Annotated in this window: 23 protein-coding genes and 1 pseudogene; 23 read left to right on the forward strand and 1 reads right to left on the reverse strand. The window is 51.5% G+C overall.

Annotated elements, in window-relative coordinates:
• The first annotated feature begins 354 nt into the window (after positions 1-354).
• The 3 genes from C4885_RS05180 to C4885_RS05190 are packed head-to-tail and all read left to right on the forward strand — an operon-like array spanning position 355 to position 1,956.
• Positions 355-627 carry a helix-turn-helix transcriptional regulator gene (locus C4885_RS05180; protein WP_002593556.1) on the forward strand — a complete coding sequence of 91 codons (273 nt, stop codon included), beginning with the start codon at positions 355-357 and terminating at the stop codon, positions 625-627.
• Entirely contained in the window at positions 587-964 is a 378-nt protein-coding gene (locus C4885_RS05185) for a TnpV protein (protein WP_005927690.1), read from the forward strand. Before C4885_RS05180 ends, C4885_RS05185 begins: the two co-directional genes overlap by 41 nt.
• A gap of 29 nt (positions 965-993) precedes the next feature.
• Positions 994-1,956 (forward strand): DUF3658 domain-containing protein, encoded by a 963-nt coding sequence (locus C4885_RS05190; RefSeq protein ID WP_005927687.1) that lies wholly within the window; start codon positions 994-996, stop codon positions 1,954-1,956.
• 61 nt (positions 1,957-2,017) lie between these two features.
• Here C4885_RS05190 and C4885_RS05195 read toward each other — a convergent pair whose 3' ends face one another.
• Positions 2,018-2,824, reverse strand: coding sequence for a helix-turn-helix domain-containing protein (locus C4885_RS05195; RefSeq protein WP_005924756.1), 807 nt, complete (start codon positions 2,822-2,824; stop codon positions 2,018-2,020).
• Between the two features lie 483 nt (positions 2,825-3,307).
• Between C4885_RS05195 and C4885_RS05205 the strand changes: the two genes are divergently transcribed.
• The 20 genes and pseudogenes from C4885_RS05205 (at position 3,308) to C4885_RS05300 (ending at position 21,816) form a co-directional block, all read left to right on the forward strand.
• Positions 3,308-3,496: a hypothetical protein gene (locus tag C4885_RS05205; protein WP_005927683.1), complete on the forward strand. Its 189-nt coding sequence runs from the start codon at positions 3,308-3,310 to the stop codon at positions 3,494-3,496.
• Positions 3,493-3,834, forward strand: coding sequence for a DeoR family transcriptional regulator (locus C4885_RS05210; protein ID WP_005927681.1), 342 nt, complete (start codon positions 3,493-3,495; stop codon positions 3,832-3,834). The genes C4885_RS05205 and C4885_RS05210 overlap by 4 nt, the downstream gene beginning before the upstream one ends.
• The gene (locus C4885_RS05215; RefSeq protein ID WP_005927679.1) at positions 3,827-4,123 is read left to right on the forward strand and encodes a DUF3847 domain-containing protein; all 297 of its coding nucleotides are present in this window, start codon (positions 3,827-3,829) and stop codon (positions 4,121-4,123) included. The genes C4885_RS05210 and C4885_RS05215 overlap by 8 nt, the downstream gene beginning before the upstream one ends.
• A 525-nt stretch (positions 4,124-4,648) precedes the next feature.
• Positions 4,649-4,987, forward strand: coding sequence for a helix-turn-helix domain-containing protein (locus tag C4885_RS05220; protein ID WP_003509323.1), 339 nt, complete (start codon positions 4,649-4,651; stop codon positions 4,985-4,987).
• Positions 4,988-5,173: 186 nt separating this feature from the next.
• Positions 5,174-6,748, forward strand: a complete 1,575-nt coding sequence (mobQ, locus tag C4885_RS05225) for a MobQ family relaxase (protein WP_008394607.1) — start codon at positions 5,174-5,176, stop codon at positions 6,746-6,748.
• 66 nt (positions 6,749-6,814) lie between these two features.
• A complete protein-coding gene (locus C4885_RS05230) occupies positions 6,815-7,459 on the forward strand; it encodes a CHC2 zinc finger domain-containing protein (RefSeq protein WP_025544160.1) in 645 nt (214 codons plus the stop codon).
• Positions 7,428-8,765 carry a virulence-associated E family protein gene (locus C4885_RS05235; protein ID WP_008394605.1) on the forward strand — a complete coding sequence of 446 codons (1,338 nt, stop codon included), beginning with the start codon at positions 7,428-7,430 and terminating at the stop codon, positions 8,763-8,765. Before C4885_RS05230 ends, C4885_RS05235 begins: the two co-directional genes overlap by 32 nt.
• A gap of 242 nt (positions 8,766-9,007) precedes the next feature.
• Entirely contained in the window at positions 9,008-9,205 is a 198-nt protein-coding gene (locus C4885_RS05245) for a hypothetical protein (RefSeq protein WP_002595176.1), read from the forward strand.
• Positions 9,206-10,876, forward strand: coding sequence for a recombinase family protein (locus C4885_RS05250; RefSeq protein WP_112121894.1), 1,671 nt, complete (start codon positions 9,206-9,208; stop codon positions 10,874-10,876). It abuts the gene before it with no gap.
• Positions 10,877-10,966: 90 nt separating this feature from the next.
• Positions 10,967-11,050 (forward strand): annotated as a pseudogene (locus C4885_RS05255) (Maff2 family mobile element protein); the annotation flags it as partial.
• Positions 11,051-11,070: 20 nt separating this feature from the next.
• Positions 11,071-11,940, forward strand: a complete 870-nt coding sequence (locus tag C4885_RS05260; protein ID WP_113999327.1) for a VirB6/TrbL-like conjugal transfer protein, CD1112 family — start codon at positions 11,071-11,073, stop codon at positions 11,938-11,940.
• Between the two features lie 14 nt (positions 11,941-11,954).
• A complete protein-coding gene (locus tag C4885_RS05265) occupies positions 11,955-12,389 on the forward strand; it encodes a PrgI family protein (RefSeq protein ID WP_113999328.1) in 435 nt (144 codons plus the stop codon).
• Entirely contained in the window at positions 12,307-14,736 is a 2,430-nt protein-coding gene (locus tag C4885_RS05270) for a VirB4-like conjugal transfer ATPase, CD1110 family (RefSeq protein ID WP_199488080.1), read from the forward strand. Before C4885_RS05265 ends, C4885_RS05270 begins: the two co-directional genes overlap by 83 nt.
• Positions 14,729-14,902 carry a hypothetical protein gene (locus C4885_RS16640; protein WP_199488081.1) on the forward strand — a complete coding sequence of 58 codons (174 nt, stop codon included), beginning with the start codon at positions 14,729-14,731 and terminating at the stop codon, positions 14,900-14,902. Before C4885_RS05270 ends, C4885_RS16640 begins: the two co-directional genes overlap by 8 nt.
• Entirely contained in the window at positions 14,895-15,917 is a 1,023-nt protein-coding gene (locus C4885_RS05275) for a DNA cytosine methyltransferase (RefSeq protein ID WP_113999329.1), read from the forward strand. The genes C4885_RS16640 and C4885_RS05275 overlap by 8 nt, the downstream gene beginning before the upstream one ends.
• Entirely contained in the window at positions 15,914-17,893 is a 1,980-nt protein-coding gene (locus C4885_RS05280; RefSeq protein ID WP_113999330.1) for a C40 family peptidase, read from the forward strand. The genes C4885_RS05275 and C4885_RS05280 overlap by 4 nt, the downstream gene beginning before the upstream one ends.
• A 26-nt stretch (positions 17,894-17,919) precedes the next feature.
• Positions 17,920-18,192, forward strand: a complete 273-nt coding sequence (locus C4885_RS05285) for a DUF4315 family protein (RefSeq protein WP_113999331.1) — start codon at positions 17,920-17,922, stop codon at positions 18,190-18,192.
• Complete coding sequence (locus tag C4885_RS05290) at positions 18,182-19,258, forward strand: CD1107 family mobile element protein (RefSeq protein ID WP_113999332.1); 1,077 nt, start codon at positions 18,182-18,184, stop codon at positions 19,256-19,258. Before C4885_RS05285 ends, C4885_RS05290 begins: the two co-directional genes overlap by 11 nt.
• On the forward strand, positions 19,251-21,350 hold the full coding sequence (locus C4885_RS05295; RefSeq protein ID WP_113999333.1) for a type IA DNA topoisomerase: 2,100 nt from the start codon (positions 19,251-19,253) through the stop codon (positions 21,348-21,350). Before C4885_RS05290 ends, C4885_RS05295 begins: the two co-directional genes overlap by 8 nt.
• Positions 21,337-21,816, forward strand: coding sequence for a hypothetical protein (locus C4885_RS05300; RefSeq protein ID WP_113999334.1), 480 nt, complete (start codon positions 21,337-21,339; stop codon positions 21,814-21,816). The genes C4885_RS05295 and C4885_RS05300 overlap by 14 nt, the downstream gene beginning before the upstream one ends.
• Positions 21,817-21,823 lie beyond the last annotated feature (7 nt).

Here is a 21,823-nt window from a genome sequence, read left to right on the forward strand (position 1 = left end):
AGAACAAGACCCGCAGACAGGACATTGAGATTTATTATTCTTTTGTTGGCAAGGTGGACTTGCCCGAATAACCGCCCAACCTATCCGACACAAGAGCTAAGTGCCGGATAGGAACGGCAAAATTTTTTACACTTCTATTGCTTCTTTATCACACATAAGTAAAAAGCCAGGGTATGAAACAGTTCATGGCTAATTAGTTGGAACAAAAAACGAAAGGAAAAGCACAATCCAGACGGTATCAGCGGCAGGCTACAAGAATAAATTGTGATTTCACAAGATTGGTGCTATAATAAGAGAAAAGTTCCTGCCGGGGCAGCCGCCCCGGTGGTATAGATAGAAAGGCAGGAAAACAATATGCACATCAGCTATAAGCCACTCTGGCACACACTGTTAGAGCGTGATATGAGAAAAGAGGATTTAAGGCTTGCCGCTGGTATGACAACAAATATGATTGCCAACATGAGCAAAGAGGGAAAGCACATCAGCATGGATACATTAGCCCGTATCTGCGAAACGCTGAATTGTGAGATTACCGATGTGATTGAGTTAGTACCAGACGAGCCTGCTTCCACAGGAGGTAAGGAACATGAGCGAATTGAAACCAAGAATAACGGAAAACGGAATTGATTATATCCTTGTCGGAGATTATTACATCCCGGACTTGAAACTGCCGGAGGAACACCGCCCTATCGGAAAGTACGGACGGATGCACCGGGAATATTTAAGGGAAGTCCACCCAGCCAGATTGAATACATTGATACTGACCGGGGAATTGTGGACATATCTTGCAGACCTGAACGAACAGGCACAGGAACGGTTAGACACCATCATGGAGCAGATGAAAACTGCCGAGGGCGTAACCGAGGAATTGAAGCGTACCCACCAAATGGAATGGGTGCAGCGTTGCAATAACATTCATAACCGGGCAGAAGAAATTGTTTTGCATGAGATGATTTATTCATAACGGGAGCAATTAAATCGGAGGTATATAAGATGATTGAAATTGTATTTGGTGAAAGTGCCTGTGGAAGTTTGAAAATTGCCCAAACTTACGGCAAGGGAAAGTATAGAGGAAGTGCTGTTTCAATATTTATGAGGCATGAAGACGGGAGTGTTCCATCTTCAGATGAAATGAAAAAAGCACAGCTTCAAGCACAGGAACAAGAACGCATTGCTTGGGAGAATGCTATTCCATTGGGAGGCAAGAGCTGTGATGTTTATTGTTTTGATATGGCTCTTAGTGTGGGAGATATTTCTGATAATGGAATTGGCGAACAGCGGAAAAATGTTTTCAAGAAAATGCTGTCTGTCTGCTTTGTAGAGGATTTAGATTATCAGGTTGAAGAAAAAATACAGAAAATTAAAACTACATTGACCTCAGTGATTGAACGATATGTAGCTGGGGAAGAAATTCGCATTTGGTATAGCTATAATCCAGATGAGCTTTGTGGTATGTATTGGCTTATGAAACAACTTCAACCCTTAAACTGCCAGACAACAATTTATTTGGTTAAGTTACCTACATGGGAATATGGAAAAGAAAATACTATGACATCCAAAATAGCATGGGGCGAGGTCTCTCCTGGCGAATGGGGAAACTATATAACTCTACAAGAGAAAGCTAATCCTGTATTTCTTTCAGCTTGTGCTATGAAATGGAATCAACTTCAAAATGAAAATGCACCTTTGCGTGCAATGTTAAATGGTAAATTGCAAAGCGTTTCAGAAGATATATATGATAGTTTCATTCTTCGTGAAATTGCGGAACAGCCAGAGCAATTCAAAATGGCTATTGTCATAGGTAATGTTTTAGGAAAATATCAACTTGGAATTAGTGATGTATGGATTTCCAATCGCATTGATAAAATGCTTGAAGATGGTGTGTTGGAAATTATACAGGACGCACCAAAGGGAGAAACAAATTATCGCCGAATATTAAGAAAACGAATGAAGTAATAACCACAGCACAAACCGCTGCTACATGGAATCCAACAAACCATGCAACAGCGGTTTTCCTTTACCGTTTTTTCCTCTGGTTGATAGGCGTTCCCGTTTTCTTTGATTTTTGGAGAATCCGAATAAGCCAGCGAAATTCTTCATCTGACAGATTTTTATAGTTGATACCGAGCTGCTTGCAGTAAAGCACTGCCAGTTTTTCCAAACGGCTGCCCTTGAAATTTTCGACCGCTTCCAGATTTTCTTTCAGTTCATTGGCAACAGTGGTCTGGGGCGCACTCTCACTATCCTTTTTATGGGTTTCCCGAATATCCCGGATAATCAGGTTTAGGTCATCCAGAACCATGTGGCTGAAATATTCATCATCACTGATATGGGCGGCTTGCAGCACTTTCAAATGTGGGTCATCTTCGCCAGGGCGATACCGTTCTATGATTTCATGTCGGACAGTATCGACAAGGGTGTTGAGGTTTTGAATCTGCATGGTGGCAATCCCATCCACATAAATCTCAATGTCCGCAAGAAACTTGATAAAGTCCTTATGGGTGGCAAGTTCGCAGAGCAGACGGTTGTTGATCCGACCGCTTTTCAGAAGTGCAACCATTTCATCGTTCAAATGCAGCTCCGTCAGTGGCGTGTTGATCTGCTCCCTGTTCTCTGTCCGGCACAGCAGATAATCGACGGAAACCCCATAGAAGTCTGCCAGCGTGATAAGGTTGCCATGATTGATTTCCTTAAAATCTTCTTTTTCATAACTGCCAAGGGCTGATTTAGAAATACCCGTTAGTTTTGATAGTTCTTCCAGATTTAAGCCTTTGTCCTTGCGGAGTTCCCAAAGGCGTTCCTGTATGCTTGTTGCTCCTTTCATGGGCACACGCTCCTTTCCAACGGTTTCATTGCTGCCGCTTATCTGGATTATATCACACTTTCCGTAATCGTGGAAATTTCTGATTTTTACCCTTAATTCCTACTTTGTGGACATACGGCACAGGGCACAAAAATGTTCTATGATACAGGTAGTTCATCGATGGATTATTCCAATCGAATGACCAGCCTGTGTGGGATATGCTTCCCCGGCGATGTAGCGCCATGAATTTTGGCAGGGATATGGAGGAACCCTGACCAAAACGAGCGTACCAAAGGGAGCGATACGCCGCTGTGAGATTCAGGGGAGGAACGACACCGGGGAGAACTGGCGAACTGACACCGAAATGATACCGAAACACAACAATCTGATAGGGGGACAGTCTACCCTATCGCTGATACTTCGGGAGATTTTAAGCGGCTCTATGGCTGTAATTTTACCGAAAATCGCCCCGAAACCATACACTAAAACGGGAGGAAGCGCAATATGCCGAGAATGAGCAAAAAGAGGAAGTATGAGCTTTCCTTTTACCTCAATGACCGGGGGCGTGTCACTTACAACGAATTATGCCGGAAATGCCAGCATGGGTGCAAGCAGAGCTTCCGGGCGGTTGTGATTGACTGCCCCTGTTATTTATCCAAACGAGCAAAGAAAAAGGAGGAACACACAGAATGAATTTTGAATTTATGACGATAGACACACCATTGCCGCCCTGTATGCCTTTTCCCAGAGCGTTGACAGGATTTCCAGTCAGCAGCACCGCAAAGGTCATGTACTGCCGGATGCTGGACGCTATGCTCTCCAAAGGGCAGGAGGACGAGAACGGAATCCTCTTTGTCTGCTTCCCTGTCACAGCCATTGCCGCAGTCCTGTCCCGCAGCTCCATGACGGTCAAGCGTTCTCTGAATGAACTGGAAACTGCCGGACTTATCATGCGGGTGCGTCAGGGCATTGGAGAACCAAACCGGATTTATGTGCTGATACCGGGAAAGGAGGACGCTGCCCTTGCCTGATACCTCAAAGCTGGAAAAACTCAATCGGGAGTTGGAAAAAAGCGAAAAGAAACTGCGGAAAGCCATCAATGATGAAAAGGCATTGCAGCACCAGTTGAAACAGCTTACCCGAAAGGAACGGACGCACCGGCTCTGTACCCGTGGCGGTATGCTGGAAAGTTTTCTGCAAGAGCCGGAACGCCTGACAGATGATGATGTCATGCTGTTGTTGAAACTCATTTTTCACAGACAGGACACGCAGGAACTATTGAAAAAACTGCTGGAACGGGAGATGCCGGAACCCCCTTAGTTTACTAAGGGCGCAATTATACACCACCCAAAGGTTGGTGCATTGCGTTCTCCGAAGGCTCCTCGCCGGAGGGCTGTGATTTTCCGCAGTCATGGTCTGCTCCAAATCATACAGGGGACGCTACGCTTCCCCTGCGCTGGCTGTCGCCAGCTACCCTTTTGTGGACTTGCCGCCCGGAAACACCTTGCGCTGCAAGCTGTTCCCGTCCAGCAAGTTTTATCAGTCGAGCTATCCTTATCTACGGTAATTTAGTATAATAAGGTCAAAAAACAGAACGCTATCATTGTGCAACCGATATGCAACTGATAATTGCTTGATAGTTGGTGGTAGCAACACGGTAATTCAGATAGAATAAAGCCAACAAAGAAAGGAGGTCATCCAAATGTTAGTAAACATCATTATGATTGTAGTCGGAATAGTTTTCTCATGTATCTTTGTCGGCTTGCTTATCCTTGTTATTCGTGCATTGCTTAAATATATCCGTACAGAGAAATGAAGCCAACAGCAACATTAGGAGGTGGTCAAATGAAAGTAACCGTATTTATGATAATCGTTGGAATAATTTTCTTATGTATCTTTGTTGGTTTGCTTACCCTTATTGTTCGTGCATTACTCAAATATATCCATTCAAAAGATGTACGGCAGGAAAAATCCGTAGTGAGGAAATCGTTGGGTGAAGCACTCAAAGTACACAGAACACAGTGCAAAATGACGCAGGAATTTGTTGCTGAAACGATTGGTGTTAGCAGGCAGGCTGTTTCAAAATGGGAAAATGGAACATCCGACCCTTCCACATCAAATCTTTTTGCACTTGCAAAACTTTACGGTATTTCTGTTGAAGAATTACTAAAAGAAGTTGAATAATCTTCATGCAGATATTTTATTTCATCATCGGGCCACCCTGACCCGAACTTTCAAAACTGAATACCAGCCGCCCACCGGCGGCACCACCGAGCAGGAAATCTGAAAAGGTCTCCTGCTTTTTTTCTGCCCCAAATGAGGTGGTAAAACGCCACCCCATCCACCAATTACCGAAAGGAGGGACACGAAATGCCCTGTCCACACAACGAAATCTCGATTGTGCAGCGAAGCCAACAGCAGTCTGCGGTTGCCGCCGCTGCCTACCAGAGCGGCGAAAAGCTGTTCTGTGGATACGATCAGGAAGTGAAGCACTACCCGGAAAAGCGTGGTATCGTCCACAATGAAATCTTGCTTCCGGCAAATGCCCCACGGTCGTATGCAGACCGCAATACTTTATGGAACGCCGCCGAAGCGGTGGAGAAGCAATGGAATTCCCAGCTTGCAAGGCGGTGGGTGCTTACCATCCCCAGAGAGATACCGCCCGACCAGTACGCCGCCCTTGTCCGGGATTTCTGCAATCAGCAGTTTGTTTCCAAAGGAATGTGCGTGGATTTTGCCATCCATGACAAAGGGGACGGAAACCCTCACGCTCATGTCATGCTGACTATGCGGGCAATGGATGAACATGGGAAATGGCTTCCCAAGAGCCGCAAGGTTTATGACCTTGACGAGAACGGGGAACGGATAAAACTTCCGTCCGGCAGATGGAAAAGTCACAAGGAAGATACGGTTGACTGGAACGACCGCAAGTATTGTGAAATCTGGCGGCATGAATGGGAGATCATCCAGAACCGCTATCTGGAAGCCAACAACCGCCCGGAGCGGGTGGATCTCCGTTCTTATGAAAGACAGGGGCTTGATATTATCCCTACCGTCCATGAGGGTGCTGCTGTCCGGCAGATGGAAAAGCGAGGGATTCAGACCAACATCGGAAATCTGAACCGGGAAATCAAAGCCGCCAACAGCCTGATGAAGTCTATCCGGCAGCTTATTAAAAATCTCAAAGGCTGGATTATCGAGCTTAGTGAAAAACGAAAAGAACTGCTTGCGGAAAAAGCTGCGGAGGAAGCGGTATTTCTTCCCAATCTGTTGATGAAGTACATGGAGGTACGAAAGGCAGAACGGAGCGACTGGACACGGGCGGGACAAAACCGTGGAACTTCCAAAGACTTAAAGGCAGTCAGCGAAGCCCTGTCCTATCTTCAGAGAAAGGGACTTTCCACCGTGGAGGATTTGGAAAACTTTATAGAAACGTCCGGGAAATCTGCCGCCGACTACCGAAAGCAGATGAAGCCAAAGGAAACCCGCAGCAACGTGATTGACGCTATCCTTGCCGCCCGGACGGACTGTAAGGAATGTAAGCCCGTTTATGAGAAATACCAGAAGATATTTTTCAAGAAAACTAAGGAAAAATTCAAGCTGGAACACCCGGAGGTTGCCCGGTTTGAGAAAGCCAGTGCCTACCTTGCCAAGCACCCGGATGATAAGGACAGCACGAAAAAGGAGCTTTTGCAGGAACAGGCGAAGCTTGTGGGCGAAATCGCAGACTTGAAAGTACCGTTGACCGAGGTGCAGGAAGATTTGAAGAAGCTGCGGGACATCCGCTACTGGGTACGGAAAGCCACACCCGGCACAGAGGAAAGCAAAGAGCCGCCCAAGAAGCAGCCCCTCAAAGAAGTCTTGCAGGATAAGGCTGACGAGAAGAAAGCACAGAAAAACGCCCCGGCGCAGACGAAACACAAACAACAGGATATGGAACTTTAACAGGCACTTGCCATTTTCAGATTGAGAATGATAAGTGCCTTTTCTTTTTTACAAGGAGGAATTGATTTGAATGTATTTGAAGCTGTGAAGCAGTCCGTTACGACAAGACAGGCTGCGGAGCATTACGGAATCCGGGTAAACAGAAACGGGATGGCTTGCTGCCCGTTCCACAACGATAAGACCCCCAGCATGAAGCTGGACAAGCGTTTCCACTGCTTCGGATGTGGTGCAGATGGGGATGTGATTGATTTTGTAGCTGCCCTGTACGGGCTGGGGAAAAAGGAAGCCGCCGCACAGTTGGCGAGTGACTTCGGGCTTGCCTATGAGGACTGGAAGCCACCGGGCAGGGCAAGGAAGCCCAAGCCCCGGCAGAAATCCCCGGAAGAACAGTTCCGGGAAGCAAAGGCACATTGCTTCCGTGTCCTTGCCGATTATCTACACCTCTTACGGGTATGGAAAACCGACTATGCCCCGCACTCCCCGGAGGAAGCGTTTCATCCCCGGTTCGTGGAAGCCTTGCAGAAGCAAGCCCATGTGGAATATCTGCTGGATGTGCTGCTGTTCGGGGAGACAGAGGAAAAAGCGGTTTTGATTATGGACTACGGAAAGGATGTGATACAGCTTGAACAGCGAATGGCAGAGCTTGCAGCCGCAGACGCAGCAAGAACTAAAAAACACCATGAACGCCATGCAGCCGCCCCAGAGCGTTGAGGAAGTAAAGGCAACTCTGGAAACCACCGAGAAAGGCGGCGTCCGCCAGAGCATACGGAACTGCCTGACCGTATTCCAGCGTGACCCTGTGCTTGCCGGGGCAATCGCCTACAACATCCTGACCGACCGCAAGGACATCATAAAGCCCATCGGTTTTCACAGAGAAAGCACAGCCCTGACCGATACGGACATGAAGTATCTGCTTCTCTATCTGGAGGAAACCTACGGGCTTACCAGTGAGAAAAAGATTGAAACCGCCATCGGGATTGTGGCGAATGAGAATAAGTACCACCCCATCCGGGATTTTCTGAACAGCCTTGCATGGGACGGGACTGAGCGCATCCGCTTCTGTCTGCGGCACTTTCTGGGAGCTGATGTGGACGATTACACCTATGAAGCCTTGAAGCTGTTCATGCTGGGGGCGATTACAAGGGCATTTAAGCCCGGAAGCAAGTTTGAAATCATGCTGTGTCTGGTAGGCGGTCAGGGGGCTGGCAAATCCACCTTCTTCCGGCTGCTGGCAGTCCGGGACGAGTGGTTTTCCGATGATTTGCGGAAGCTGGACGATGATAACGTGTACCGCAAGCTGCAAGGTCACTGGATAATTGAAATGTCGGAAATGATGGCAACCGCCAATGCCAAGAGCATTGAGGAAATCAAGTCCTTTCTAAGCCGCCAGAAAGAGGTTTACAAAATTCCCTATGAAACTCACCCGGCAGACCGCCCCCGTCAATGCGTGTTCGGCGGCACTTCCAACGCCCTTGACTTTCTCCCCCTTGACCGTTCCGGCAACCGCCGATTTATCCCGGTCATGGTGTACCCGGAGCAAGCCGAGGTTCACATTTTGGAGGACGAAGCCGCTTCCAGAGCCTATATCAGCCAGATGTGGGCGGAAGCAATGGAGATTTACCGAAGCGGCATGTTCAAGCTGTCATTCAGCCCAGCCATGCAGCGGTATCTCAAAGAACACCAGCGGGATTTTATGCCGGAGGACACCAAAGCCGGGATGATACAGGCTTACCTTGATAAGTACACCGGGGAAACGGTCTGCTCCAAGCAGCTCTACAAGGAAGCCTTAAACCACACCTTTGATGAGCCGAAGCAATGGGAAATCCGGGAAATCAACGAGATAATGAACCAGTGCATTACCGGGTGGAACTACTTTTCCAATCCGAGGATGTTTGCGGAATACGGCAGACAAAAGGGCTGGGAGCGTGAAATCCCGGCAACGGACACCGACAACCCGCCCGAAAAATCTATGGACGGTTTTGTGGAGGTCACAGAGCAGATGGAGCTTCCATTCTGAAAATGACAGCCCGTTGCCGACTTCGTTGCTATCCCGTTGCCGAGCCGGTTGCCGGGGAAAATCCCTTATTTCCGGGCTTTTTCCCTCTCTGACAACCAAAACAACAGAAAAATAAAAGAAAAGTATAAATAGTAATCAACGCCAGATTGAGATTGTTTGCAAGGTCTTTTGAAGCCCGTTGCCGGACTTCGTTGCCGACCGTTCTCTGTCTGGCTATTTTCATGTATGGAGGATAACTGCCTATGGCGAAAAATAAGACCAAGATTGAAGTGACAACCGTATTTGACGGGGAACTGGACGCCACCGATGTGTTCGTCAGCCTGATTTCCCAGAAATACGGCAAAACAAATACAAAAGAATATCTTGCTAAAAAGAAAGATTTGAAGTATAATGAAGATGAGGTTCAACAGAGCCAGATACCGTCTGGATTGTGTGGGTAAATGGCTATGATGAACGAAATGGAATACAGAACAATCGGTTCAGCACTTGCCGGGGGCTATCGTGCGGCGGTCTATTGCAGGCTGTCAAAGGACGATGACCTGCAAGGCGAAAGTGCCAGTATCGCAAACCAGCGTGATATGCTGGAAAAATACTGCGAAAAGCAGGGATGGGAGGTTGTGGCAGTCTATCAGGACGATGGCTTCACAGGTCTTAATATGGAGCGTCCTGATTTACAGAGAATGTTGAGAGCCATTGAGCGCAGGCAAATCAACCTTGTCATCACGAAAGACCTCAGCCGACTGGGGCGTAATTATCTGCAAACAGGGCATTTGATTGAGGACTTTTTCCCAAGAAACGGTGTCCGCTATATCGCCATGAATGACGGTATCGACACCCTGCGGGATAACAACGACATCGCCCCGTTCAAGAATATCCTGAACGAGATGTACAGCAAGGATATTTCCAAGAAAGTCCATTCCTCTTATCTTCTGAAAGCGCAGAAAGGACAGTTTACCGGGTGTCTTGCCCCGTTTGGGTATCGGAAAGACCCGGAGGACAAAAACCATCTGCTCATTGACGAGGAAACCGCCCCGATTGTGCGGCTGATTTTCGGATATGCCCTGAACGGTCATGGTCCGAACTATATCCGCAGACGGCTGGAGGAAGAAAAAATCCCCTGCCCCACATGGTGGAACCGGGAACGGGGGCTTCGCAATACCCGCACCAAATGGGAAAAGAAAGACCCGGAAAACGGGCGGTATATGTGGGACTTTTCCGTTATCAAAGACCTTTTGATGAATCCCGTTTACACTGGGGCGATTGCTTCCCAGAAAAAGGACTACCGTTTCAAAATCGGCACGATTGGGGAAAAGAAGCCGGAGGACTGGATTGTAGTGGAAGGACAGCATGAACCGCTGATTGACCGCATGAGCTTTGACATTGTGCAGAACAAGCTGAAATCCCGCCAGCGTCCGGGGCAGACCAATGAAATCAGCCTGTTTGCCGGACTGATAAAATGCGGCGAGTGTGGGAAGTCTCTGACGGTACGCTACACAAACGCAAAACATCCCCAGCAGATTTACTCCTGCAAGACCTACAATGCCTTTGGAAAGAACCACTGCACCCAGCACCGGATTGATTATGACACCCTTTACAGTCATGTGCTGCGGAAAATCCGGGAATGTGCCAGAGCTGCCCTGATGGACGGGGAAGCGGTTGCTGACCGCCTGACCAATACCTGTGAAGCCGAGCAGCGGGAACAGCGGGAAGCAATGGAACGCTCCCTTACAAGGGACGAGGAACGGATTGAGGTTCTGGACAAAATGGTAATGCGGCTTTATGAAGATATGATTGCAGGGCGTATCAGTGAGCAGAACTTCAACACCATGCTGGAAAAGACACAGACCGAGCAGACGGAACTTAAAACAAAAGTGTCCGAGGGCAGAAAGCGGCTGTCCGATGAAGTCCAGCTTGCCAATGACGCAAAACAATGGGTGGAAGCCATTCAGGAATATGCCAACATCACAGAGTTGGACGCAGCCACCCTCAACCGCTTAATCAAAGAAATCGTCGTGCATGAGCGCATTGACGAAGATAAAACAAGACACATTTCTATCGAAATTCATTTTAATCTCAAACCCATCCCGGAGGTGGAACAGGTCACTGCCTGACCTGTCCCGCCGGGACGGTTCTCTTAAAAACACCATATAGATTTTTTGTACGCCGCCGCCCGCCATCGAGCAGAGTTTTACACCTAATTGGGGATAAAACAGTTGATGGCTGGCGGCGGTGTCGCCCTCATCGGCATCACACTTGTCCCTCTGCTCTCCGGCCTGTTCGGTTGATCGTCCGGCGGTGATCGCTTATGGGCGGCATACTCGACAAACTCGATGAATGGCTCCGAGGGCTGCTCATCGAGGGAATCACGGGAAACCTGTCGGGCATGTTCGATACGGTCAATACCAAAGTAGGCGAGATCGCCGGTGAAGTGGGACAGACGCCGCTGGCATGGAACAGCGGCGTCTTTTCTATGATCCGAAACCTCTCTGAAACGGTGATCGTTCCAATCGCCGGGGTTATCCTGACATTCGTAATGTGTTATGAGCTGATCCAGCTTGTGACAGAGAAAAATAATCTGCACGATGTAGACACCTGGATGTTCTTCAAGTGGATTTTCAAGACCTTCTGTGCCGTTCTCATTGTGACGAACACATGGAATATCGTCATGGGTATCTTCGATGTCGGGCAAAGCGTTGTGAACAGCAGCGCAGGCGTCATCATCGGGAATACCTCCATTGATATCAGCAGCGTCATCACGGATATGGAGGCGCAGCTTGAAGCCCTGGGCACGGGAGAACTGTTCGGGCTGTGGTTCCAGTCCCTTTTTGTGGGACTTACCATGAACGCCCTTTCCATCTGTATCATGCTTGTCATCTACGGCCGCATGATCGAGGTGTATTTGACAACTTCCGTTGGACCGATTCCGCTTGCCACTATGACAAACCGGGATTGGAGCCATACAGGACAGAACTACTTGAAATCCCTGTTTGCATTGGCGTTCCAGGCATTTCTAATCATGGTGTGCGTGGGAATCTACTCTGTTTTGGTACAGAGTATCGCCACGGACGGAAATATCTCAAGCGCGATATGGGCCTGCATGGGCTACACGGTCCTGCTGTGCTTCGCCCTGTTCAAGACCGGCAGCCTCTCTAAGAGCCTGTTCGGAGCGCATTAAGGAGGCTTGATAAATTGGCGTATGTAACCATTCCAAAGGATTTGACAAAAGTAAAATCCAAAGTGCTGTTTGGGCTTACCAAACGGCAGCTTATATGTTTCGGAGCGGCGGCACTCATCGGAGTACCGCTTTTCTTTTTGCTCAGACGCACGGCCAGCAACAGCGCCGCCGCGTTCTGCATGATTATCGTCATGCTCCCGTTCTTTCTGCTCGCCATGTATGAGCGGCACGGCCAACCCCTGGAGGTGGTGGCCGGACAGGTCATCCGCTGTATGTTCCTGCGGACGAAAGAGCGGCCTTACCAGACAAACAATTTCTATGTAGCCCTGGAGCGGCAGGCCCAGGCGGAAAAGGAGGTGAAAGCCATTGTTCAGAAAGCGAAAGCCAAAGCCGCAGGCACGACAGGCGGCAAAACCCACGGTAAAGCTGACCGCCGCAGAAAAGCGTGAGATCAGCCGTATCTTGGAAACTGCCAGAGGCGACGGCAAGGTACATTCTGCACAGGACACCTTACCGTTCCGCCAGATGTACCCGGACGGCCTGTGCAAGCTGGACGATCACACCTGGTCGAAGTGTATCGAGTTCGAGGATGTGAATTATCAGCTTGCGAAACCTGACGATCAAACAGCGATTTTTGAAGCCCTCTGCGATATGTATAACGCCCATGACGCTTCTATCGGGATGCAGCTCTCCCTTGTGAGCCGCCGCATGAACCGGGAGGATTTTGTAAAGCGTATCGAGATCGCGGCGCAGGGAGATCACTTCGACCATATCCGTGAGCTTTACACGCAAATGCTCCGCAAGCAGCTTGAACGGGGCAACAACGGTCTTATCAAAACAAAGTACCTGACCCTCACCATCGAGGCACGGGACAGCAAAACCGCACGGGCACGACTTTCCCGGATCGTCATGGACGCCCTCAACCATTTCAAGGTCATGGGTGCTCTGGCAAAGGAGCTTGGCGGCAAGGAGTGGCTGGAAATGCTCCACGGCATCCTGCACCCGGACGGGGAACGGTTTGCCTTTGAATGGAGCTGGCTTGCCCCTTCCGGCCTGTCGGTCCAGGATTTTATCGCACCTTCTTCTTTCCGCTTCGGTGAAGCAAGGAAGTTCACGATGGCGGATAAATTCTGTGCCGTGTCCTTTCTGCAGATCAGCGCACCGGAAATGGATGACCGTATGCTCACCGAACTGCTGGATACGGACAACGGGCTGCTTGTCAGCCTCCATATCCGCAGCATGGATCAGAACGAGGCAATCAAAACGGTCAAGCGGAAGATCACCGACATTGACAGTATGAAGATCGACGCACAGAAAAAGGCGGTGCGGGAAGGTTTCGATATGGATATCATCCCCACTGACCTTGCCACCTACGCAGGCGAGGCAAAGAATATACTCCGTGATCTGCAAAGCAGAAATGAGCGAATGTTCCTGATGACCTTCCTGGTGGTGAACTTTGCGGACAGCAAGCAAAAGCTGGAGAATGACCTTCTCCGTGCGGCAAGCGTGGCGCAGAAATATAACTGCTCCCTGGTGCGGCTGGACTTCCAGCAGGAGGACGGCTTCGTGTCGGCTCTGCCCCTGGGTGTCAACCGCATTAAGATACAGCGTGGGCTTACCACTTCGGCGGTGGCGGTGTTCGTTCCTTTCACCACGCAGGAGATTTTCCACGGCGGCGAAGCTCTCTACTACGGGCTCAATGCCACTTCCGGCAACATGATCCTTGCTGACCGCAAAAAGCTGAAAACGCCCAACGGCATGATCTTAGGTACGCCCGGCAGCGGCAAGAGTTTTTCAGCAAAGCGTTCCATCGTGGGTGTGTTCCTGAATACAAAGGACGATATCTTGATCTGCGACCCGGAGGCAGAATATTTTCCGCTGGTGAACCGTCTGGAAGGCCAGGTCATCAAAATCTCACCTACCAGTACACAGTATGTGAACCCTATGGATATCAACCTCAATTACAGCGAGGATGATAACCCGCTGGCGTTGAAATCTGACTTTATCTTGTCGTTCTGCGAACTGGCGGCAGGTGGCCGGAACGGTCTGGACCCGGTGGAAAAGACGGTCATTGACCGTGCCGTGCGGATCGTATATCGCCCCTATATCGCAGACCCCCGCCCGGAGAATATGCCGCTGTTGGAAGATTTGTATGACGAGATCAAGCGGCAGCCGGAGCCGGAGGCACAGCGGATCGCGGCGGCACTGGAACTGTATGTGCATGGCAGTCTGAATGTTTTTAACCACCGTACCAATGTGGATATCAACAACCGTATTGTCTGCTTCGATATCAAGGAGCTGGGAAAGCAGCTCAAAAGCCTGGGTATGCTGGTGATCCAGGATCAGGTGTGGAACCGTGTTTCCCAAAACCGGGATCAGGGCAAATCCACCTGGTACTTCGTGGACGAGTTCCACCTTCTGCTGCGGGGCGAGGTTGGTTCCTGGAGTGTAGAGATTTGGAAACGCTTTCGCAAATGGGGCGGTATCCCCACGGGGATCACGCAGAACATTAAGGACCTGCTTTCCTCCCCGGAGATCGAGAACATCTTTGAAAACAGCGATTTTGTGTACCTTCTGAACCAGGCCAGCGGAGACAGGAAAATCCTCTGCGAGCGCCTGAATATCTCCAACCAGCAGGCGGCGCATATCAGCAACGCAGGCCCCGGCGAGGGGCTGATCTTCTTCGGCAATGTGATCCTGCCTTTTGTGGATGACTTCCCGAAGGACAACGAGCTTTACAGCATTATGACAACAAAACTTGGTGAAACCGGGAAAGGAGAAAACGAACATGAATGATCCCCGCTATTTGCATACGGAAGAAAAGCAGGAAGGTGAAACCTTCTTTGATGTGATGAACCGGCTGATTGCCAGAAGCAAGGCGGTCACGGCGGATATGGAGGCGGTCCTTGCGGAGCTGGAAAGTGAGATCGAACCGTTCCGTGCGCCGAAGAACCATGAATAAACTGACCCATGTGAGCCTGTTTTCCGGCATTGGCGGTCTGGACCTGGCGGCGGAGGCTGCCGGGTTTGAAACCGTCTGCCAGTGTGAGTGGGCGGATTTTCCGCACTCCGTCCTCTCCGCACGATGGCCGGATGTTCCCAGGTTCCGGGATATTACTACTTTCACGAAGGAGGCGTTTTTTGAAAAAACAGGACTTGAAACAGTTACCGTTATCTCAGGCGGCTTTCCCTGTCAGCCCTTCTCCACCGCCGGAAAACGGAAGGGCTTTGCGGATGAACGCTACCTGTGGCCGGAAATGTGCCGCGTTATTACCGAGCTGCGGCCCCGTTGGGTGCTTGGGGAAAATGTTGCTGGCTTCATCAATATGGGGCTCGACAAAACGATCTTTGACCTGGCAAAAGCGGGATACGCTGTTCTCCCATTCGTATTTCCGGCTTGCGGCGTCGGCGCATGGCATGAGCGCCAGCGAACTTTTATCGTCGCGGCTGATGTTTCCCACACCCCTTGCCTCCGACAACAACACCGCCAGGGACGCGGCAAGCCTGGATGTGTTCCTGTCGGACAATGGGATATTCCGCAAGAGGAACCGAAACGGGGCGATCTGGAGCCTCAGCCTGTCGGCGGCGGTATTCTATCTGACCCCGGTGGCGTCGGACGGTTTCCGCTCGACCTTGAAGCCATCGGCCTTCGATCCGACGAAGAAGGACGGGAACCTGTCGGCGCAGATCATCTCCCAGGAGCGGCCGGTGTCCGAAACGGCAGCACTGAACCCGGATTGGGTGGAATGGCTCATGGGCTTCCCGAAAGGATGGACGGACGTATCCTCTGGGCCGCCGAGCCGGAAGGAATCCCCCGCATGACCGAGCGCATGGATGACCGGGCGCTGCGGTTGAAAACCTTGGGAAATGCGGTCTGCCCGCCCCAGGCATATCCCATTTTCCGCTATATCGCCATGATCGAGAATGGCACCTGCGGTGACTTCTGCCCCTATGGAAAGGAAGGTGACTGCCTATGAGGGAACTGAAAACAACCGATAAGATCACGCAGAAAATGACCCGTGACGGTGCGGTATCGGAAAACCTTGCCACAGGCGAGGTGAAACATATCAGCAGCCGGGAGCCGGAAACGGAGCTGTCCGCTTCTTCGGAAGAATCCGCTGGCGCTGCGGCTGACCTTGCCCTGCGTGCGGCGGAACACCATGAGAAGAAAAGCGCACGAAAGGCGGAAAAGGCTGACACCCAGGCGGTGCGGGATGGTTCTGCCGCAAGGCAGCGCCCGTCCTCCCGCCTGCAATTTACCGAGGAAGAACGTGCCGATCCCGTACTTGGAAAGTACATCGACCGTTCCGACCGTGCGGCGGACAGGCTGGACGCGGCAAAGACCGCTATCCCCACAAAGAAAGTTCTCCGTACCGAGCGTGTTTTTGACGAGACAGCCGGAAAAGGCAAAACGCAGCTTCACTTTGAAGAAGTGGAGAAACGCCCCAATGGACGCCTGCGGCACAATCCGCTTTCCCGACCGATCCATGAGATCGTCCACGCCGCCCATGCGAAGGTGCATGAAGTAGAGCAGGAAAATGTGGGTGTTGAGGCCGGACACAAAGGCGAGGTGTTGACGGAACGCGGGTTTGCCTACGGAAAAGGTAAAGTCCGTGCCGCCATCCACCATCACCGCACAAAGCCCTGGCGTGACGCGGCAAAGGCAGAGCAGGCTTCGGTCAAGGCAAACGCCGAGTACCTTTATCAAAAGGCTCTGCATGATGATCCTGCATTGGCGGCTTCTAACCCGGTATCCCGCTTTCTGCAGAAACAGCGGATCAAGCGGAACTATGCAAAGGAGCTGCGACAGGCGGAGAAAACCGCAAAGAACACAGCGGCCACGGCGAAAAGTGCGGCGCAGAAAGCAAAGGACGCCTTCAAGGAAACATTCCTCTACATCAAACACCATAGCCGGGCGGTGCTGTTGGTGATCGGCATTGGCGCCTGTGTTGCCCTGCTGTTTGGCGGGGTATCTTCCTGTTCCATGATGGCAGGCTCCGGTGTGGGCGGTGTATTTACTTCTTCTTATCTCTCCGAGGATGCGGATATGCTGGCTGCAGAGGCGGCCTACTGTGAACTGGAGCAGGAGCTTCAATATGAGCTGGACCACTATGAGACTCTGCACCCCAGATATGACGAATACCGTTTTGATCTGGATGAGATCGAGCATGACCCTTATGTGCTGATCTCCATTCTCACGGCGTTCCATGAAGGGGTGTTTACCATCGATGAGGTTCAGGAGGAACTGCAAATGCTCTTTGAAAAGCAGTACATCCTGACGCAGACCGTGGAAGTGGAGGTACGCTATCGGACGGAGACACGGACAGACAGCGAGGGAAATGACTATGACGTGGAAGTACCGTACAACTACTATATCTGCAAGGTGAGGCTGGAAAACTTCGACCTTTCCCATGTGCCGGTCTACATCATGGACGAGGAAACACTTTCCTTGTACGCGGTCTATATGGCAACGCTGGGAAACCGGGAAGATTTGTTCCCAGGCTCCGGCTATGTAGACAAGTACACCAAACCACCCACCACCTATGATATCCCGCCTTCCGCACGGGAAGATGAAACCTTTGCAGCGCTCATTACCGAGGCGGAGAAGTACATCGGCTATCCCTATGTCTGGGGCGGCAGCAATCCGAACACTTCTTTTGATTGCTCCGGCTTCGTATCCTGGGCGCTGACGCAAAGCGGCGTCTGCAATACAGGACGGCTTGGGGCGCAAGGACTTTACAATATTTCCACCCCGGTATCCTCTGCCAACGCAAGACCCGGCGACCTGATCTTTTTCGTCGGTACTTACGATACACCGGGCGTTTCCCATGTGGGTATCTATGTGGGCGGTGGAAAAATGCTGCACTGCGGCGACCCCATCCAGTATGCAGATATCAACACAAGCTACTGGCAATCCCACTTTTACGCTTTCGGGCGACCACCCTACAACTAAAAAACGATATGGAGGTAATTTGATTTATGGCAACGACACAGAAGATCCGCAATGACATTGCGAAAACCAAAGAAAAGATCGCGGAGCAGCAGAAACGCCTTCGTACGCTGGAGGCCCAGCTTGCGGAGGAAGAAAATCTGGAAATCGTCCGCATGGTGAAAGCCGTGAAGATGGATAACAAGGAACTGACCGCCTTCCTGAAAGCCTATGCCAGCGGTATGATCTCCCTGCCGGAAGGTATGCTGCAGGAGGGCAACACCGAGAATGAGGAAACGGAGGGATACGAGGATGAAGCATAACTTTATGACAAAAATGGTATCGGCTCTTTTGGCGGTGGTGCTCAGCACTGCCGCTTTTTCTATCACCGCCTTTGCCAGCGGCGGCGAGGAAAGCACGGAATCCGTGACCGAACAGGAAACGGTCGGGGATGTTTCTGATCTGCTTTCCGCTCTGGCAGGCAGCCAGGTCACGGTATCCGTCACCGAGGATGGTATCCAGTTCAGTTCCGGCGAAAATGACTCTGGGCAGACCGGCACCGTCACCACGGGCGGCGGCAATCTGAATGTCCGCACGGGTGCGGGAATGGATTATACCGCCTTCACCCAGATTCCCAACGGAACGACCGTGAAGGTGATCGGAACGGATGGCGACTGGCTGAAAGTCATCCTGCCGGAAAAGGTCGGCTATGTCTATTCCGGCTACATGACGGTAAGTGACGGCGAGGCTGGTTCCGGGGAAGGTTCTTTCTCTCTGGACACGGAAACGCTGGAAAATCTGCTGGGGATGCTGGGCGGCGGTTTGAATGGCGGTGTCGCCTTGACTCCGGACGGGAACCTTTCGCTGATTGACGATATTGGCAGCCCGACCGCCAGCGGCAAGCAGTTTATTACAGTGGAAACGAAGAACGGCAATGTGTTCTATCTCATTATCGACCGTGACGATGAGGGCGAGGAAACCGTGCATTTTCTGAACCAGGTGGATGAAGCCGACCTCATGGCGCTTACGGAGGATGGAGAAAAGGCGGAAACACCTATTGTCTGCACCTGTACGGAGAAGTGCCAGGCCAGAGCGGTCAATACCGCTTGCCCGGTCTGCGTAAAGAACCTTAGTGAATGTGTTGGCACGGAACAGAAAGCTGCGGAGCCCACCGAACCGGAGAATCCGGAACCCGAAAAGAAAAGCAATGCCGGGGCAATCCTGGCGGTGCTGCTGATTCTTGCAGCCGGAGGCGGCGCGGCAGTCTATTTCCTGGTGCTGAAACCGAAGCAGGGAAAGAAAGTTCCCGCTGATCTGGATGATTTCGACCTGGGGGATGAAGAAGAATATTTGACCGAGGACGAGGAAACGGAGGAAAAGAATGAGTAAACTGATTATCGCAGAAAAACCGAGTGTGGCAAAATCTATCGCATCGGCCCTGGGTGCTTCATCCAGGGCCGACGGCTTTTATGAGGGCAATGGCCTTCTTGTATCTTGGTGCGTGGGGCACTTGGTATCCCCGATGGATGCGGGCGGCTATGACGAGCGTTTCAAGAAATGGCGTTATGACGATCTTCCCATTCTGCCGGAGCCGTTCCGCTATGTGCTGGCACCGGGCAAGGAGGATGCTTTTGAAAATCTCCGTGCCCTGATGGACCGCTCCGATGTGGATACCATCGTCAATGCCTGTGACGCTGGGCGTGAAGGCGAGCTGATCTTCCGTCTGATGTATGAAATGGCTGGTTGCCGCAAGCCGGTCCTCCGTCTTTGGATTTCCTCGATGGAGGACAGCGCTATCCGGGAGGGCTTTTCTGACCTGCGCCCCGGCGCCGATTATGAAGCCCTGTATCAATCTGCCCTCTGCCGCCAGAAAGCGGATTGGCTGGTGGGGATCAACGCCACGCGCCTTTTCTCCGTTCTCTATCACCGCACCTTGAATGTGGGCCGTGTTCAGACCCCCACACTGGCAATGCTGGCGGAGCGTGACGCAAAGATCACGCTGTTTCACAAGGAAAAATATCATTTGCTGCGTCTGACGCTGGATGGAACCGAGGCGGTGTCGGAAAAGTTCACCGATCCAACGGAGGCGGAACAGGCAGCGGTCATGTGCAAGGGTGCGGCCGTCACCTGTACCTCTGTCACGAAGGAACAGAAGAAAGAACAGCCGCCGAAGCTCTATGATCTCACCACCTTGCAGAGGGAGGCAAACCGCCTGTTCGGATACACGGCAAAGCAGACCTTAGATTACGCACAGAGCCTCTACGAAAAGAAGCTGCTGACCTATCCCCGCACGGACAGCCGGTATCTGACCTCCGACATGGCAGAAACGGCTTCCTGCGTGATCCACCTGGCGGCGAAACTGCCACCTTTTGATGGCTGCACAAACTTCTTCCCGCTGGTGGAGACCATGATCTCCGACAAGGATGTATCTGACCACCATGCTATCATCCCGACTATGGAGATTGAAAAAGCGGATTTGAAATTGCTCCCCGTTGGTGAACGAAACCTTCTGCTGTTGGTCTGCTGCAAGCTGCTGTGTGCGTCGGCGGAGCCGTATGTGTATGAGGAGGTCACGGCTGCCTTTGACTGCGGTGGCCATTCCTTCACCGCAAAGGGCAAGCGAAACCTCTCCGAAGGCTGGCGGGAGATCGACCGCATTTTCCGTGCCTTCTTGAAGGAAAAGCCTGCGGATGGGGACGGCGGCACGCTCCCGGACTTCACCGAAGGGCAGACTTTTGACGGCGCAGAGGTTGCTGTCACCGAGCATTTCACCCAGCCGCCGAAGCCCTACACCGAAGATACCCTCCTGTCCGCTATGGAGAATGCAGGCAAGGACGACATTCCCGACGAAGCGGAGCGAAAAGGGCTTGGCACGCCCGCGACCAGGGCGGCTATCATCGAAAAGCTGGTGGCAGCCGGATTTGTGGAGCGCAAGGGCAAGAGCCTGATCCCCACAAAAGCCGGTATCAACCTTGTCACGGTCCTGCCGGAGCCGCTGACCTCTCCCATACTGACAGCGGAATGGGAACAGAAATTGACGGAGATCGCAAAGGGCAATGCTGACCCGGATACCTTCATGGGCGGTATTCGCACGATGGTTCAAGAGATCGTGTCCACCTATTCCTGCATTTCCGAGGATGGCAAAAAGCTGTTTGCCCCGGAGAAGGAAGGGATCGGTACCTGCCCCCGCTGCGGCCAGCCGGTTTATGAGGGCAAGAAGAACTTTGCGTGTTCGGATCGGTCCTGCGGTTTCGTCCTCTGGAAAAATGACCGCTTCTGGACGAGCCGCAAGAAGGAGCTGACAAAGAAGATGGCGGCGGACCTTCTGAAAAAAGGCCGCACCAATGTCAAGGGTATGTGGTCTGAAAAGAAACAGGCTGCTTATGACGCTGCGGTGATCTTGGATGACACGGGTGGCAAATACATCAACTTCAAACTGGAATTTCCGAAAAGAAAGGAAGGTGTCAATGGCAGAAAATAAGACTTTTGAACATTTGCCCGAAGTGAGGGCGGCGGTGGCTGCCCTCTCCCCGGAGGACCGGGAGCTGCTGGCGGCGGTGCAGGCCTCGCCCTTCAAGCTGACAGCACCGGAGCAGTTCAAGGAGTTTGCGGACAACATCGACTATTTCGTATTTGAGCCCAATATCCACGATCTGAATGATCTGGGGTGGCGGTATCTGGCGCAGCACATGGATATGCTGCTGCCCCCAGAACTTCTGAAAGCGATCGACCCTGTTCCTTTTGGCAAGTACGCCATGCAGGAGGAACAGGGCCATTTTACGGAACACGGATACATTTCTCTCTCCGGTGACGAGTGGAACCATGAACGCCCTGCGGAGCCGGAGAAAAAGCCTTCCATCCGGGAACGGCTGGAACAGGGCAAGAAGGAATGTGCGGAGAAAAACAAGGCGCAGCCCCATAAGGAAAAATCTGCGCCGGAGCTGTAAGGAGGTG

The sequence above is a fragment of the Subdoligranulum sp. APC924/74 genome, from assembly GCF_003324125.1.
In the GTDB taxonomy this organism is placed as follows: domain Bacteria; phylum Bacillota; class Clostridia; order Oscillospirales; family Ruminococcaceae; genus Gemmiger; species Gemmiger qucibialis.

Bases quoted from the DNA above. Each gene is read 5' to 3' on its own strand.
- C4885_RS05220 (WP_003509323.1), top strand. From the start codon at position 4,649: ATGAAAGTAACCGTATTTATGATAATCGTTGGAATAATTTTCTTATGT.
- C4885_RS05195 (WP_005924756.1), bottom strand. From the start codon at position 2,824: ATGAAAGGAGCAACAAGCATACAGGAACGCCTTTGGGAACTCCGCAAG.
- C4885_RS05290 (WP_113999332.1), top strand. From the start codon at position 18,182: ATGAAGCATAACTTTATGACAAAAATGGTATCGGCTCTTTTGGCGGTG.
- C4885_RS05300 (WP_113999334.1), top strand. From the start codon at position 21,337: ATGGCAGAAAATAAGACTTTTGAACATTTGCCCGAAGTGAGGGCGGCG.
- C4885_RS05185 (WP_005927690.1), top strand. From the start codon at position 587: ATGAGCGAATTGAAACCAAGAATAACGGAAAACGGAATTGATTATATC.
- C4885_RS05190 (WP_005927687.1), top strand. From the start codon at position 994: ATGATTGAAATTGTATTTGGTGAAAGTGCCTGTGGAAGTTTGAAAATT.
- C4885_RS05295 (WP_113999333.1), top strand. From the start codon at position 19,251: ATGAGTAAACTGATTATCGCAGAAAAACCGAGTGTGGCAAAATCTATC.
- C4885_RS05180 (WP_002593556.1), top strand. From the start codon at position 355: ATGCACATCAGCTATAAGCCACTCTGGCACACACTGTTAGAGCGTGAT.
- C4885_RS16640 (WP_199488081.1), top strand. From the start codon at position 14,729: ATGAATGATCCCCGCTATTTGCATACGGAAGAAAAGCAGGAAGGTGAA.
- C4885_RS05235 (WP_008394605.1), top strand. From the start codon at position 7,428: ATGAACGCCATGCAGCCGCCCCAGAGCGTTGAGGAAGTAAAGGCAACT.
- C4885_RS05210 (WP_005927681.1), top strand. From the start codon at position 3,493: ATGAATTTTGAATTTATGACGATAGACACACCATTGCCGCCCTGTATG.
- C4885_RS05245 (WP_002595176.1), top strand. From the start codon at position 9,008: ATGGCGAAAAATAAGACCAAGATTGAAGTGACAACCGTATTTGACGGG.
- C4885_RS05275 (WP_113999329.1), top strand. From the start codon at position 14,895: ATGAATAAACTGACCCATGTGAGCCTGTTTTCCGGCATTGGCGGTCTG.
- C4885_RS05260 (WP_113999327.1), top strand. From the start codon at position 11,071: ATGGGCGGCATACTCGACAAACTCGATGAATGGCTCCGAGGGCTGCTC.
- mobQ (WP_008394607.1), top strand. From the start codon at position 5,174: ATGCCCTGTCCACACAACGAAATCTCGATTGTGCAGCGAAGCCAACAG.
- C4885_RS05250 (WP_112121894.1), top strand. From the start codon at position 9,206: ATGGCTATGATGAACGAAATGGAATACAGAACAATCGGTTCAGCACTT.
- C4885_RS05280 (WP_113999330.1), top strand. From the start codon at position 15,914: ATGAGGGAACTGAAAACAACCGATAAGATCACGCAGAAAATGACCCGT.
- C4885_RS05285 (WP_113999331.1), top strand. From the start codon at position 17,920: ATGGCAACGACACAGAAGATCCGCAATGACATTGCGAAAACCAAAGAA.
- C4885_RS05205 (WP_005927683.1), top strand. From the start codon at position 3,308: ATGCCGAGAATGAGCAAAAAGAGGAAGTATGAGCTTTCCTTTTACCTC.